The sequence below is a fragment of the Microbacterium sp. T3-8 genome, assembly GCF_055398145.1.
This window is the reverse complement of record NZ_AP027918.1, coordinates 1,593,723-1,607,870: the sequence shown is the minus strand read 5'-3', so window position 1 is coordinate 1,607,870 and position 14,148 is coordinate 1,593,723. Positions and strand designations below refer to the sequence as shown.

Sequence of the window (14,148 nt, the reverse complement as noted above, 5' to 3'; positions counted from 1 at the left end):
CAGGCTACGGTCCGGTGCGCGTCCAGGACGGATGCCGCGCCGTCCGATGCCGCACACGGCCTAGACTTTCGTCATGCCCCGTCGACGCGCCACCCGCACCCCCGAGACGCCCCGGCGAGGCGCGCGGCACGGACGCCACGGCCGTCTCGGCCGCAGCGAGGTCGTGCGGCCTCCCCTGGCTCCGCTGGACGGACGCCTCGACCGGTTCGACCTCTCGGTGGGAACCGCCGTCGAGTTCCTCCGCGGCACGTGGCCGGAGCTGCAGGACGTGCGATTCGAGATCGGTGCGATGCCCGGATTCGAGGCGGGTGACGAGGTGCCGCGCTGGTACCTCGATCGCGAGCACGCACGCATCGTGCTCTTCCGCCTGCCCATCGAGCGTCTTCTCCCTCCCGGCCACGACGACAACGCGCACCGACGGATGGCGATCGAGAGCGCCGTCTTCCGGGCAGCGGCGGAGTACGTCGGCCGCGAGCCGTGGGATCTCGGCCACGACCACTGACCGGAGCGCATCGTCCCCGTGTCTAGGGGTAGACCGTGATGCTCTTCTCCGCGCCCGCGCTCGGCTGCAGAGGCCACGTCGCGAGCGCTCCGGCACCGGACATGCTCATCGCCGCGCGCACGGCGTCAGAGGTGCTGAGCCGATAGACCGTATCGCCGTTGAGTGTCGCCGCCACCGAACTGCCGGCGGGCACGACGACCTCGCGGGAGTTCCCGCTGCTGAGGTTCTCGAGGGTGACGGTCGCATCGGCACCGTCTTCGTTGATGAGGTAAAGCGCGGGCTGGGGTCCGTTCGGCACCGCGAAGAGGGCGTCCGTGCCGATCTCCGGCGCCGGTGTCATCCACGAGAAGTCCGCGCCCTTGCCGAATCCGTTCTGCTGACGGACACCCGCGACCACCGGGGCGTCGGCTTCGATCGACACCGAGTACGACCCAGGCGCGAGGGCGCTGAGCGACGCCTCCGCCGGGGTGTCGGCCGCGAGATCCACCGTGAACTCCTCGACGACCTCGGGTGAACCGACCGCGCGCACCGTGACGACGGCTCGCCCGTCCGCACCGGCCGAAAGCAGCCGGAGCACCGTCATGTCGGCGTTGTCCCCGTCGCCGTCGAACGACTGCACGCCGACGATCACCGGATGCCGCTGCGGCCCGGCAACCGCTTCCTGCAGGTCGATGCCGGCCGGGTCGAGCGTGCGCACGAAGGAGGACTGCAGAACCGCCCTCACAGGAGCCCCCTCGGCCGTGACCTCGACCACGGGTGTCGTGTTGCCCGCCGCGATCGAGCTGAGCGGAAGGGCGACCTGCGTCATCGCCGGGACGATCACGGTGCGGTTGCTCCGCGAATCCCCGTACGTCGAGAGGGTCACGGTGGACGTCACCGCCGCCGCGTTGGTGAGGGTCACGATGTCCTTGGTCCCGGTGGCGACGCTTCCGCCGACCAGCCAGGATTCCAACCTGCTCTCCCCGCAGGGCAGGGCGGCGAAGCCCGCCAGATCCGTCGCCGAGACCGAGATCGACTCGGTCGCGGCGATGAGGGGCGCGCTCCGGTCGACGACCTCTCCGGTGAATCGGTCGACCTCGCCGCCACCGATGAGATCGGGCGCGGCGATCGGGGCCGAGGCCGGAGCTCCACCGGTGCCGTCCACGGTCACCGATGGGGACCCCGCCGAGCGCATGCTCAACGGATCGGAGGAGTCTCGACCGATCGCGCGGAAGTCGCCGTTGCACACGAGCATCGGCGCTCCGGGAAGCGGCGTGACCTCCACCTGCGCGGGGTCATGTGCGACCTCGGGCCACGGCGCGTGGATCGCGGTGACGACGCCGGCGACGCAGGCGATCGCGACGGCGGCTCCGACGGTGACGCGCGCACCGGTGGCGACCACTCGGAAGACTCGCGTACGGCTCATCGCTGCTTCTCCTCGGTCTCGGGGTCTCCGGAGGAATCGGCGGCGTCATCGTCGACGGCAGCATCTCCTGTCGGCGCGTCAACGGCCTCTCCGCGTGATTCCACGTCGTTCCTCGAGGTCTCGCCGTCCGGTGCGACGGCCTCCTCGAGTGCATCCGCGGGCGTCTCGCCGACGATCGCGGCCTCGGCGAGTTCGTCCACTCCGCCCGGTTCGACGATCGAGGCTTCCGCGAGCTCCTCGCGATGCCGTGGGAGGACGAGTGGCTCCTCGGGCGCACGCCCGACGATGCGGGATTGCGCACGCGCCGCGCGTCGCGACGTACGGGTGGGCAGAGCGAGGAGTAGAGCGGCGAACAGGAAGATCAACTGCAGAGTGACGACGAGTCGCGCCTGATGCTCCTGCTCGTTCGTGAGAGTCGCCGGTGCGGCGATATCGGTGTCGACCCTCCAGAGAACGCCGCGATCCGTGGTGCCGGCGTGCACGAACCCGGCGCGCTGATCGATCGCGGTGATCGCCGACGTCCGCATCGAACGAGCCTGGTCGGCCTCATCGCCCGGCACCTGCGCGACGAGCACGTAGCTGATCCCGTGGGCGGCGAGCTCCCCCGGCGCATCGAAATCGCGCGCCGAGAGCAGGTCGACCGAGAGGGCGGCGATGTCGGTCCCTCGCGGCTGCTCCGCTGTCGAGAGGATCGTGGTCTGCGCACCCAGGGTCTCACTCGCGCCCCAGACCACCTCGGCGGCGAGTCCGCCGTCGTTCTGCGGCGTGAGGACGAGCGTGCTGATCGGCTGATCCCCGGAGGCCTGCGCAGCGACGTACGCGGGAAGCGTCGAATCGGGCCCGTTGCGCAGAGCGGATGCGTCGAGATGGAGAGCCGTGAGGGCCGGCACCGCTCCGACCACCAGAGCAATCGCGGCTATGCCGGTGACGGCCGTGCGCAGTCGCGGCAACGTGACAGCGGTGTCGAGGGTGACGACTGCGCCACCGACGATGCCGATCCACGCGAGCGAGAGCCCGGCACCCGGCCAGATGGCGACCGGCGTGCCCTGCGCGAAACTGACCGTGACGCCCACGGCCAGGAACGCCGTCGCGAAGCCGGCGAGCGAGACGACGAGCAGGGTGATACCCGTACGCCAGCGCGGCGCGACGGCCGCACCGAGCGCGAGCAGGGCGAGAGGCGCGCTGAACACGGCCGCCCAGGCGCCGAGCGGCGCGATCTGGAAAGCCGCCCACCCTGCGGCATCCGCGGTGGGATATCCCGTCGCGAGGGCGAGGCGCCCTGCGGCATCCGCCGCCGCCTGCGGGCCGGCCCAGATCGCCCCGGGATCGGCCAGGAGTGCGACGAGCGATCCGTCGACGAGGTGCGCGTACGCGAGCGGCGCGAAGAGCACGAGAGCCGGGATCGGGGTCCAGAGCAGGCGAACGGCGCCACGGAACTGGGCCGTACCCAGAGTGATCCCGAGCCCGACGACCCAGAGCACGAGAAGTGCGGGGACGAGTGACGGCGAGCATGCGGCCACGGCGGCGAACACCAGCGATGCCGCCCCCGCCGCTCCCCACGATCGATGGGCGACGACCGCCGCATGGAACAGCCAGGGCAGGAGGAGATGCACGAGAACGCCGGTTGGGCGGCCGTCGACGAGCGCGGTGAGGAACGTCGGCGCCAGAGCCCATCCGACTCCCGCGAAGATGCGGAGCCCCGCGCGATCCGTCACCCGCGTCGCGGCGAACCAACCGCCGAGGACGGCGAGCGGCAGCGCGAGCACCCACAGGAGCACGAGGGCGAAGGACGGCGATCCCGGCCAGAGCGAGCCGAGGACGGCGACCACACCGGCGAAGGGATCGGCCGGACCGACGACGTCGAGGCCGAGCCCCCGGACTCCCCACGCCGCGTCCTGCCAGAGTCCCGCGACGGTCTGCCGGAGCGGCAGGAGAGCTCCGCCGCCGAGCGAGGGCCAGGCGAGAAGAGAGGTGAACGACGCGACGCTCACGGCGAGGGCGGCCAGCACGGCCCACGCGCCACCGCCGCCGAAGAAGTGCAGTTCGCTGACGGCGCCGCCTTCGCTGCCGTGGCCGTCGTCGAGACGACGGCGGAGCTGCGAGCCCGTGACGCGCAGGGGCGAGATGCTGGCCCACGACGAGGTGCGGAAGGATCGGATGGCGGCACGCGAACGGGCGAGCGCTCCGAATCGGAGCATCGCCACCACGGCGGCACCGAACTCGGGGAAGACTTCCTCGGGGCGCTTGCCGACGAGGTGCGCGATCGAGCGCCACAGCGCGAGGGGCAGGAGCGCGATCCAGTGCAGCGGCACGGCGATCGCCGGCGCATAGGCGAGGCGGCGATGCAGCTGGGCGAGGCGGGTCACATAGGCACGCCGGGAGCGGCCGCGAGGGAGCGATGCCGGGCCGTCGGGCGAGACCGAGATCCGCGCGGTCGGGGCGAGGACGACGCGTCCGCCGCCGAGACGAGCGCGCACGCCCAGATCGAGGCCCTCATCGGCTCCGGCGAGCGCCGGGTCCGGGCGGAGCGCATCGCGCACCTCGCTGCGGATCAGCATGCCGCGGATGTCGGCCGCGAGCGCCTCATCGAGACCGTCGTGCTGCCCCTGGTCGAGCTCACCCGCCGAGAGCTCGACCGAACGGCCGAGGCTCGTCATGCTGACGCCGAGGGAGACGATCTCACGATCGTTGTCGGTGGCGACCAGCTTCGGTGCCGCGATCGCGGCCGACGGCGAACGCTCGAGCATCCCGACGAGGCGCTCCAGGGCCCGAGGGTGCGGCGCGGTGTCGTGTGCGAGGAGCCATACGGCGCTGTTCTCGGCGACCCGGGGACGCGCGAGTTCGACGGCCTCGGCGAACGAGGTGGAGTGCCGGGCCTCGACGATCCCCTCGACCGTCTGCGCGACGGCCTCGCTGGTACGAGCCGATGCGGCGTTGCCGCAGACCACGAGGGTGACCGCTTCCACCGGTGCGGTCTGCGATCTCAGCGCCTCGAGGGTGCGGAGCAGTTGCGCGCGGGCTGAGGAACCAGGGCGCGCGACGATGATGGCGTGAACTCGGGCTGGCATGACATCGTCAGCCTAAGCGCGGTGCGACGCGGGAGAAGGCAGCCGGTGCGGCGCGCCCGCGAAGGTCCCGGTCGGATTCCATCCGGGAGACCGCCGACCGGCGGGTGCGTCGCCGTTCAGCTGGCGCGGCGCTTGAGCTTGCGACGCTCGCGCTCGGAGAGACCGCCCCAGATACCGAACCGCTCGTCGTTGTTGAGCGCGTACTCGAGGCACTCCCCGCGCACGTCGCACGAGGTGCAGATGCGCTTGGCGTCTCGCGTCGAGCCGCCCTTCTCCGGGAAGAACGCCTCGGGATCGGTCTGAGAGCACAGGGCGTCGGTCTGCCAGGCGAGAGCGTTGTCGTCGTCTGCCTCGACCTTTCGAACCCCGGGTACACCGAGGTTGACCGGGTCGACGAACCAGTTCTCCGGAACGTCGGATCGGTATCCCGTCATCTCGACCTCCAACCCCTCATATCTCGCCCCCCGCCGGGCCGTGCACCACTAATTACACCCGTGTCATTCGCTCGGGTCAAGTCGCGGATCGTAAACCCTCAATCATGTATTGAAGGTTCTTGACGGTATATCGGCGTGTCGCGCGCCCGAAGGTGGACTCGGGCGCAGACGTCGCGCGTCAGTGCCCCGGAGACGCGATGAAGACCTCGCCGAGGCCGGACAGACGCAGCTCGGTCTCGTCGTCGGACGCATAGGCGACGGCCCCGACGGGCAGATCGATCGCGGCATCCGCGCCTTCGATGCGAACCGTGCCGTCCGTGGCGAGCACCATGGTCCTGCCGTCGACGGGCACGCTCGTCGGCGAGCCGTCGAGCACGATGCGGCGCAACGCGAAGTCCGGAACCGGCACGTCGTACGTCGTGATCGCGCCCTCCTCGGCAGGGCGCAGCACCGGGACGAGCCCGGGGGCGGTGTCGACGAGCGACAGGAGTTCCGGCACGTCGATCCGCTTGGGCGTGAGTCCCCCGCGGAGCACGTTGTCGCTGGCGGCCATGATCTCCACGCCGAGGCCCGAGAGGTAGGCGTGCAGGAGACCGGCGCGCAGGAAGACGCCCTCGCCCCGGCGGAGCACGAGGTGGTTCATCAGCAACGCGACCACGACCCCCGGGTCACCGGGGTAGGTGTGGGCGATCCGCGCGATCGCGCGCAGAGTGTCGCTCCACTCCCGCGCGTCCCCGCGGGAGGCGGTGACGACCGCGTCGATGACGCCGTCGACGGCCTCGCCCGCCGACCCGTCGAGCAGCCACTCGAGGGTGTCGCGCAGGACGTCACCTTCGGCGGAGAGACGCTCGCGGAGCGCGACGACCGCGGCGGTGGGTGCGAGGGCATCGATGAGCTGCAACGTCTGTGCCACCGGGCGCAGGCCGCTGAGCGACTCGAAGCGCTCGCTCAGCGCGACCAGCAGCTCGGGCTTGTGGTTCGCGTCGCGATAGTTGCGCTGCGGATCGTCGAGCGCGAGGCCGCTCTCGCGCTCCCAGCCCTCCTTCGCCTGCGCCAGGGTCGGGTGCACCTGGATCGACAGCGGCTGAGCGGCCGCGAGCAGCTTCAGCAGGTACGGAAGCGTTCCGCCCGTGACCGCATCGAGCGTGCCACCGCCCACCACATCCGCGGGGTCACCCGGGTGATCCCCGAACCAGACCTCCGCCTCGGGGGCGCCGCTCGGCGCACGCCCTTCGAGCTCGGCGAGAAGGGTCTCCGATCCCCAGGCGTAGTCGCGGGGTGCATTGGTGAGGTGCAGCAGCATGTTCCCAGCGTAGAGCGCGCCACGCCGCTCACAGACGCACGTGACCGCCTCGCGGTACCCTGATCGCGATGGCCCAGTACACCCAGCATCCGGTGAGCGCCCCGCCGACCGCCCCCGAGCGGGAATCGACGGGGCATCTGCTGTTGCGCGGCTACGTGATCCTCACGCTCTTCGTCACGTTCGCGCACACCGCCGTCTACAACCTCCTCGGTATGCTCGGCGCCGCCGTCGTGCTCGTCGTGTTCACGCTGGCCACCGTCGCGATCGGCGTCCCGATGCTGGCGCGCAACCGCCCGCAGGCGTTCCGCTGGCGGCGCCTGCCGTGGACGGCTCTCGCCTACACGACCCTCGCGCTCGTCTCGGTCGCGTGGTCTCAGTGGCGGGGGCCGACGTTGCTCACCTGGCTGCTCCTCGCCGCGGTGACCGTCAACGGACTGTTCGTGGCGCACGTGCTGACGTGGCACGAGATCGTGCGTGCTCTCTCATCGACGTTCAAGTGGATCCTCGGCCTCTCGATCGCGCTCGAGCTATGGGTGTCGCTGGTGATCCACGGCCCGCTGCTTCCGAACTTCGCCGTCATCCCCGAGGACGGGATCGACCCGCAGCTGTACTGGGTGCGCGACAACCTGTTCGACGGCGGTCGACTCCAGGGCATCGTGGCGAACGCGAACATCCTCGCGATCATCTCCCTGTTCGCGATCCTCACCTTCGGAGTGCTCTTCGCCGCCCGCGCGCGCTGGCGGACCACGCTCGCGCTGTGGATGCTGCTCGCCGCGTTCTTCCTCGTGCGCACCGCCTCGACCACCGCCCTCATCTGCGCCGCCGCCGTGGGCGTCGCGCTGGCCGTCGCCCTCGTCATGCGTCGCGCGCGCACGCCCGGGGACCGCACGCGCATCTACGTGATCGCGATCGGCGGCTCCGCCGTGCTCGCCGCCGCCGTGTGGCTGTTCCGGGAGCCGCTGCTCGGCCTGGTGGGGCGCAGCGCCGACCTGACGGGGCGCTCCGACAAGATCTGGACCGCGGTGCTCGAGCGCGCTGCCCAGCATCCGTTGTTCGGCAACGGCTTCTCGAGTCCGTGGATTCCCGACGATCCCGCCTTCGACGGCTGGATCGTCGACCACGGCCTCACCGTCTTCCACGCGCACAACATGTGGCTCGACGTGCTCATGCAGCTCGGCGTCCTCGGCGTGATCCTGATGGGCATCTCGTATCTGAGCCTGCTCTGGCGGTCGTGGTTCTTCGCCGTCGACCGCCCCCGATGGGATCTCAATTCCTCGCGCAACTTCTCGCCGATCACGCTCCTGCCGAGCATGTTCACGATCGTGCTGCTGGTGCAGGGACTCTCCGAGTCCACCCCGATCATGCTCTGGGGATGGATGCTGCTGGTGATGTTCACGTTCAAGCTCAAGTCGGTGCCCCTGATCGGCGTCGGCGAGCGGGAGCAGTTGTTCGACCGCGGCGCGCGCGCCCGGCGGATCCCGTGACGTCGACCACCCGTGCGGTCCGACTCCTCGGGTCGGTCGAGATGGCCAGGGCATTCACGCTCGCGGTGATCACCGCCGTGTTCGGATCGTTCGCGATCGAGCGACTGACCTCGCGTGTGACGCTCGCGACGATCATCGCCGTGCTCTGCCTGCTCGGAGCGGCGATCCTGTGGGCCCGGCGCGAGGAGCTCTCCGCACTGCGCCTGGCACCGTTCTCGCTCTATGCCTTCCTCGGATGGGCGCTGGTGAGCCTGGTGTGGACGACCGACCGCGGCGAGACGCTGCTGGGGTGGTCGTCGCTGTTCGGCTACGCGTTCCTCGCCCTCACCGTCGGGCATATCCGCGACACCCTGCAGACCGTCCGCGCTCTCGGCGACGCGCTGCGCGGACTCCTCGTCGTCTCCCTCGCGCTCGAGACCCTCTCCGGCATCCTGCTCGACGTGCCGTTCGTCGCGCTCGGGATCCAGGGGAACCTCGCGGCCGGCGGCCCCGTCCAGGGCATCTTCGGCAGCCGGAACATGCTCGGATTCGTCGCCGTGATCGCCCTCATCACCTTCGTGATCGAGTGGCGTACCCAGTCCGTGAGCCGAGCGATCGCCATCCCGTCCATCGCTCTCGCGGTACTCCTCGCCGCCTTCTCGTCCTCCCCGACCGTGCTCGTCCTCGCCGCCGCGGTGGGGATCGTGACGGCGGCGCTGACCCTGGTGCGGCACTCGCCCCCGGCCCGACGCAGCATCGTGCAATGGTCGCTCAGCGTGCTCGTCACCGCTGCCCTGGCGGTGGCCTTCGCCTTCCGGCACCAGATCATCGCGCTGCTCGACGCGGGTTCGGACTTCTCGATCCGCGCCACCCTGTGGAACACCATCCTCGACTTCGTCGCCCTCAAGCCGATCGAGGGCTGGGGCTGGTTCGGGGCATGGGCGCGGGGCGAATACCCCTTCACGTACATCAACTTCCTGCTCGACGATCGTCATCAAAGCGCACTGAACGCCTTCTTCGACGTCCTGCTCCAGCTCGGCACCGCCGGACTCGTGCTGTTCCTCCTGCTCGGAGGCGTCGCGCTCGTTCGTTCCTGGTTGGTGGCGAGCGTGCGCCGTTCCGTCGTCTACGCGTGGACGCCCATCACTCTGATCACGCTCGCCGTCGACTCGGTCTTCGAGAGCTTCACCCTGGTGGGAGCCGGGTGGTTCCTGCTCGTGCTCTGCGCGCTGCGCGCCGGCCAGTCGCGCTCGTGGCGCGAGAACATCGACGCCGCACACACGGGTGTGATCCCGACGCTGCGCCCGCAGGGCTGAGCGAACTCTCGATCAGAGCGCGTCGGAGGCGGCGCGCACGGCGGGTAGCTTCTCCGCCCAGTCGAGGGCATCGCGCACGCCGTCGTCGGTCGATCGCTCCGCGCGCCAACCGAGCAGATCGTGCGCTCGATCGACGATCGCGAAGGCTCCGGCCTGGTCCCCTGCGCGACGCGGCGCATCGACGACGGGGAGGGGCTCCCCCGTCACCCGTTCGAAGGCGCCGACGAGTTCGCGCACGGTGACGCCGTCGCCGGTGCCCAGATTGATCACCCGGTAGGGATCCGGCGTCGTCACGATGTCGTCGAAGCGCTGCACGGCGGCGACATGGGCGAGGGCGAGGTCCCATACATGGATGTAGTCGCGCAGGCCGGAACCGTCGCGCGTGGGCCAGTCGGTGCCGGTGATCGTGAACGGCACACCCTCGGCCTTCGCCTGCATGATCTTGCCGAGCGCATGGGTCGGTCGCGGGTTCTGGAGCCCGGTGCGCAGGCGGGGGTCGGCACCGATCGGATTGAAGTAGCGCAGAGCGATCGCGCGGAAGTCGCCGGCCACCGCCGCATCGCGGAGGATCTGCTCGACCATGGCCTTCGTCGAGGCGTACGGACTCGACGGCGCGAGCGCCCCGGACTCGTCGACCCCGCCGCCGGTCTCGGCCGCGTAGACCGCGGCGGAGGAGCTGAACACGATCCGATCGATTCCGGCCGCGCGCAGGCGTGCGAGGAGCAGCACCGTCTTGCCCACGTTCGTGTCGTAGTAGCCCAGGGGATCGTCGACGGACTCGGGCACCACGATCCGCGCGGCGCAGTGCACCACGGCGTCGATGTCGGGGTGGTCGGCCAGCACCCGGTCGAGGACCTCGGCATCCGCGATGTCGCCGACGTAGAGGCCCCGCCCCTCGCCGAACGCACGCAGCCCGGTCGACAGATCGTCGATCAGCACCGTCTCGATCCCGGCCTCCAGGCACGCCGTCGCGACAGTCGATCCGATGTATCCCGCACCGCCGGTGATCAATACCTTCATCGCCCGCCATCCTATCCCGCGCCCTCGACACCGCCGGGGACCCGCCGACTCTCCGCGGATCCCGAGGTGGCGGAGGGTAGGCTACTCACTGCTCGCAGAGTCCACTGCTCCGCCCGTCCGGCGGCAGTCGGCGCAAACCCCTCCGGAGAACTCCCCCGTGGCCCACGTCCTGCAGAACGTCGTCTTCCCGCTCGATCGCGACCCCGACCTCCTCCCGCTGTACGCCGACCCCGAGACGTGGTCGGTCATCGAGAACGAGCCGGTGCGCGTCTCGAACCGTGCGCATCTCGGCAACATCCTCGGCCGCCACCGCGCCCGCATCGTCGCTGGCCGACGAGTGTCGCTCGGCACGTACTTCAACGCGTTCCCCGCCTCGTACTGGCAGCACTGGACGAGCATCCGCCAGGTGCAGCTGACCGTCCGCACCAGCGGATCCGCCACCATCCTCGTGTACCGCTCGAACGGCTCCGGTGTGCGTCAGCGCGTCGCCACGAGCGAGGTCACCGGCGAATCGTCGACGACGTTCGACCTCGAACTCACCCAGTACAGCGACGGCGGATGGCTCTGGTTCGACGTCGTCGCCGACGAGAGCAACGTCATTCTCGAGGGCGCCGAGTGGACCACCGAGCAGGAGCCGGCCCGCACGGGCAAGGCCTCGCTGGGAATCACGACCTACAACAAGCCCGACTACTGCGTCGAGACCCTGCAGGCCCTCGCCGCATCGCCCGATGCTCTCGAGTTCGTCGACCGCATCTTCCTCGTCGACCAGGGCACCCAGCTCGTCGCCGATCAGGACGGATTCACGGAGGTCGCGGCAGAGCTCGGCGAGACCCTCCAGGTGATTCGGCAGGCGAACCTCGGCGGCTCCGGCGGCTTCGCCCGGGCGATGCACGAAACCCTGCAGCGCCCGGAGAGCGACTTCGTACAGCTCCTCGACGACGACGTGCGCATCGAGCCGGAGTCGCTGCGCCGTTCCGTCGTCTTCGGGCGGTACGCCACGAACCCGGTGCTCGTGGGTGGCCACATGTTCGATCTCCTCGACCGGCCCAAGCTGCACGGCTGGGCCGAGGTCGTCGACGAAGCGCCGTTCATGTGGCGCAACCTCTATCAGGAGGAGATGCCGCACGACTTCGGCGCCTCGAACCTGCGCCAGTCGCCGCTTCTGCACATGCGCATGGATTCCGCCTACAACGGCTGGTGGATGTGCCTCATCCCCCTCGACGCGATCCGCAAGGTCGGCCTCTCGCTCCCCGCCTTCATCAAGTGGGACGATGCCGAGTTCTGTCTGCGCGCTGGCGAGGCCGGATTCCCGACGGTGTCGATGCCGGGCGTCGCCCTGTGGCACGTCTCGTGGCTCAATAAGGACGACTCGATCGACTGGCAGGCGTACTTCCATGCCCGCAACCGCATCGTGGCGGGGCTCCTCCACTCGAACGCCCCGAAGGGCGGGCACCTGATCCGACACAGCCGCCGCGTCGACCTCAAGCACCTCATGATGATGCAGTACTACCCGGTGGCCCTCCGTGCGCGCGCCCTGCGTGACGTGCTCTCCGGCCCGGACCACATGCGACGCACGCTCGCGACCGCGATGCCGGCCGCCCGAGCGCTGTCGTCGGAGTACCCCGAGACCGTGATCCATAAAGACCCGACGGCCGTGCTCCACTCGCGTCGTGGACGCCAGGTCTTCCAGCGACAGCGCTCACGGCACGAGTACGACAGCCCGAGCGGCCTGGCGCTGCGCAAGTTCACCCTGACGACGCTGATCGCGCACTGGCTTCACAAGCCGAATCCCGCCAACGTGGCCCAGCCCGAGGTGGAGTTCGGTAAGGACGATGCGCACTGGTGGCGCCTTCCGGTCTTCGACAGCGCACTCGTCAGCACGGCCGACGGGTCGGGAAAGAACATCTACACGCGCGACCGCGCGAAGTACCGCCGGATGCTGCGCGAGAGCGTGCGCCTCCACGCAGAACTGCAGCGCAGGTGGCCGGAGCTGCAGAAGCAGTACCGCGATGCGCTGCCCGGACTCGTCTCACCAGAATCCTGGGAGCAGATCTTCGAGGAGCAGGCATGACCGCGGCATCCGTCGCCTTCGACCCGGCCACGGCGACGATCGTCATCGTCACCTACAACCGCTCGCACCTGCTCACCGGGTTGCTGGAGAGCATCACGACGATGGACCCGAAGCCGGGCCACGTCGTGATCATCGACAACGCGTCCGCCGATGACACGACCGAGGTCGTGGAGTCGTTCCGGGCGGGCATCGGCACCGAGATCGTCTACCGCCGCCTCGAGACGAACACCGGCGGATCCGGTGGGTTCAGCGAAGGCATGCGCACGGCGTACGAGCTGGGTTCCGAATGGATCTGGATGATGGATGACGACGTCGAGGTCATCCCCGACGGTCTCGCAAAGATGGGCAAGTGGTCCTCGCGGTTCAAGAGCATCCAGGGACGCCGCTACGACTACGACGGCAGCGAGTTCTACTGGCAGTACCGGATCGCCGAGCGCATGGGGATCCCGATCCCCTTCGCGCCGTCCGGCTTCGACGCCTCCGGGTTCAAGGAGATGAACAGCGGATGCTTCGAGGGGATGTTCATCCACCGCTCGATCGTGAAGCGGATCGGCCTCCCCGATCATCGATTCTTCATCTACTGGGACGACCAGATGTACGGCTGGCTGGCATCGCGCCTCACGACCGCCGTGATCGTCGATGAGTTCGTGCTGCGCCGTACCCGCGAGATCAAGCAGTGGGACATGGGCATCCGCCACATGAACGCGTCGAGCAACGCCTATCGCTTCTACATCATGCGCAACCGTGCCCACATCAAGCACTACTACCGCATCCACGACAACTACAACCCGGTGCTCTTCGGCCTGGGCACGGCGATGACCTTCGCCAAGGAGCTGATCCGCCTGGTCTTCGTCGAGCGCACCGTGCGCGGAACCAGCAATCTGTTCCGCGGTCTCAAGGAGGGGCGGAAGATCTCCCGGGATCGCTCCTGGCAGCCGATGTCGCCCCTGGAGGCGTGATGTCCAACGCCCCTCAGCCGGAACTGCGCTGGGCCCCCATCCCGCCCAAACCGAAGAATCGTGCGCGCATCTGGATCATCATCGGCTCGGTGATCCTTGCCCTCGCGATCGTGGCCGCGCTCCTGTGGTTCTTCCTGCTCCGCGGCGAGACCCCGGGCGGCGCCCCGACGCCGTCTCCCTCGTCATCCGAGTCCGCGAGCCCAACGCCGTCGGACGAACCCGATCCGGGAGCATCCGAGAACCCCTCCGAGGAGCCGGGCACTCCCCCGGTCGCGCCCGCGCCGGACCTCTCCGCTTTCGTGGCACAGGTCCAGCCGCGCCTCGATGACGGTCTGCGCGGCCTCGACATGCTGGCTCAGCTCAGCGGGCAGGACGCCGTCGGAGTCGTCGATCAACTGCAGCAGGACGCCCAGCGGCTGGCGGAGACGACACCGCCCACGTCGATCTCGGACTCCTGGTTCACAGCCGTCTCGGAGTACTCCGCGGCGCTGACCGAGGTCCGCTCCGCCGCCGAGAGCGGCGGGAGCACGACGGACTCCGTGACGACGGCCCGTGAGCGACTCCAGACGCTCCGAGGACTCCTCGGGATCTGATGCGGCTTCGGCCC

11 protein-coding genes are annotated in these 14,148 nt (G+C 69.6%); 6 read left to right on the top strand and 5 right to left on the bottom strand.

What is annotated here, in order from left to right:
* The first annotated feature begins 73 nt into the window (after positions 1 to 73).
* Complete coding sequence (locus tag ACZ5Y9_RS07515; RefSeq protein WP_247622873.1) at positions 74 to 502, top strand: hypothetical protein; 429 nt, start codon at positions 74 to 76, stop codon at positions 500 to 502.
* Positions 503 to 524: 22 nt separating this feature from the next.
* Here ACZ5Y9_RS07515 and ACZ5Y9_RS07510 read toward each other — a convergent pair whose 3' ends face one another.
* From ACZ5Y9_RS07510 to manA, 4 genes are all read right to left on the bottom strand, one after another.
* Positions 525 to 1,907: a DUF5719 family protein gene (locus tag ACZ5Y9_RS07510; protein ID WP_464472681.1), complete on the bottom strand. Its 1,383-nt coding sequence runs from the start codon at positions 1,905 to 1,907 to the stop codon at positions 525 to 527.
* Entirely contained in the window at positions 1,904 to 4,975 is a 3,072-nt protein-coding gene (locus ACZ5Y9_RS07505; protein ID WP_464472680.1) for a glycosyltransferase, read from the bottom strand. Before ACZ5Y9_RS07505 ends, ACZ5Y9_RS07510 begins: the two co-directional genes overlap by 4 nt.
* Positions 4,976 to 5,091: 116 nt before the next feature.
* Positions 5,092 to 5,409: a WhiB family transcriptional regulator gene (locus ACZ5Y9_RS07500; protein WP_247622876.1), complete on the bottom strand. Its 318-nt coding sequence runs from the start codon at positions 5,407 to 5,409 to the stop codon at positions 5,092 to 5,094.
* A 178-nt stretch (positions 5,410 to 5,587) separates the two neighbouring features.
* On the bottom strand, positions 5,588 to 6,712 hold the full coding sequence (manA, locus tag ACZ5Y9_RS07495) for a mannose-6-phosphate isomerase, class I (protein WP_464472679.1): 1,125 nt from the start codon (positions 6,710 to 6,712) through the stop codon (positions 5,588 to 5,590).
* Between the two features lie 68 nt (positions 6,713 to 6,780).
* On the opposite strand from manA, the gene ACZ5Y9_RS07490 reads away from it, so the two are divergent.
* Both ACZ5Y9_RS07490 and ACZ5Y9_RS07485 read left to right on the top strand, forming a co-directional pair.
* Positions 6,781 to 8,196, top strand: coding sequence for an O-antigen ligase family protein (locus tag ACZ5Y9_RS07490; RefSeq protein ID WP_464472678.1), 1,416 nt, complete (start codon positions 6,781 to 6,783; stop codon positions 8,194 to 8,196).
* Positions 8,193 to 9,491 carry an O-antigen ligase family protein gene (locus ACZ5Y9_RS07485; RefSeq protein WP_464472677.1) on the top strand — a complete coding sequence of 433 codons (1,299 nt, stop codon included), beginning with the start codon at positions 8,193 to 8,195 and terminating at the stop codon, positions 9,489 to 9,491. The genes ACZ5Y9_RS07490 and ACZ5Y9_RS07485 overlap by 4 nt, the downstream gene beginning before the upstream one ends.
* Before the next feature lie 12 nt (positions 9,492 to 9,503).
* On the opposite strand, the gene galE is transcribed toward ACZ5Y9_RS07485, so the two are convergent.
* On the bottom strand, positions 9,504 to 10,511 hold the full coding sequence (gene galE, locus ACZ5Y9_RS07480) for a UDP-glucose 4-epimerase GalE (RefSeq protein WP_464472676.1): 1,008 nt from the start codon (positions 10,509 to 10,511) through the stop codon (positions 9,504 to 9,506).
* Between the two features lie 157 nt (positions 10,512 to 10,668).
* Here galE and ACZ5Y9_RS07475 point away from each other — a divergent pair, with 157 nt between their 5' ends.
* From ACZ5Y9_RS07475 to ACZ5Y9_RS07465, 3 genes are read left to right on the top strand one after another with little or no spacing between them, the layout of a single operon-like run.
* Positions 10,669 to 12,582, top strand: coding sequence for a glycosyltransferase (locus ACZ5Y9_RS07475; protein WP_464472675.1), 1,914 nt, complete (start codon positions 10,669 to 10,671; stop codon positions 12,580 to 12,582).
* Entirely contained in the window at positions 12,579 to 13,541 is a 963-nt protein-coding gene (locus ACZ5Y9_RS07470; protein ID WP_247622882.1) for a glycosyltransferase, read from the top strand. Before ACZ5Y9_RS07475 ends, ACZ5Y9_RS07470 begins: the two co-directional genes overlap by 4 nt.
* Positions 13,541 to 14,134 (top strand): hypothetical protein, encoded by a 594-nt coding sequence (locus ACZ5Y9_RS07465; RefSeq protein ID WP_247622883.1) that lies wholly within the window; start codon positions 13,541 to 13,543, stop codon positions 14,132 to 14,134. Before ACZ5Y9_RS07470 ends, ACZ5Y9_RS07465 begins: the two co-directional genes overlap by 1 nt.
* Positions 14,135 to 14,148: the final 14 nt, after the last annotated feature.

Excerpts from the sequence above, each read along its gene's own strand:
- ACZ5Y9_RS07515 (WP_247622873.1), top strand. The coding sequence starts at position 74 with ATGCCCCGTCGACGCGCCACCCGCACCCCCGAGACGCCCCGGCGAGGC.
- ACZ5Y9_RS07510 (WP_464472681.1), bottom strand. The coding sequence starts at position 1,907 with ATGAGCCGTACGCGAGTCTTCCGAGTGGTCGCCACCGGTGCGCGCGTC.
- ACZ5Y9_RS07505 (WP_464472680.1), bottom strand. The coding sequence starts at position 4,975 with ATGCCAGCCCGAGTTCACGCCATCATCGTCGCGCGCCCTGGTTCCTCA.
- ACZ5Y9_RS07500 (WP_247622876.1), bottom strand. The coding sequence starts at position 5,409 with ATGACGGGATACCGATCCGACGTTCCGGAGAACTGGTTCGTCGACCCG.
- manA (WP_464472679.1), bottom strand. The coding sequence starts at position 6,712 with ATGCTGCTGCACCTCACCAATGCACCCCGCGACTACGCCTGGGGATCG.
- ACZ5Y9_RS07490 (WP_464472678.1), top strand. The coding sequence starts at position 6,781 with ATGGCCCAGTACACCCAGCATCCGGTGAGCGCCCCGCCGACCGCCCCC.
- galE (WP_464472676.1), bottom strand. The coding sequence starts at position 10,511 with ATGAAGGTATTGATCACCGGCGGTGCGGGATACATCGGATCGACTGTC.
- ACZ5Y9_RS07470 (WP_247622882.1), top strand. The coding sequence starts at position 12,579 with ATGACCGCGGCATCCGTCGCCTTCGACCCGGCCACGGCGACGATCGTC.
- ACZ5Y9_RS07465 (WP_247622883.1), top strand. The coding sequence starts at position 13,541 with ATGTCCAACGCCCCTCAGCCGGAACTGCGCTGGGCCCCCATCCCGCCC.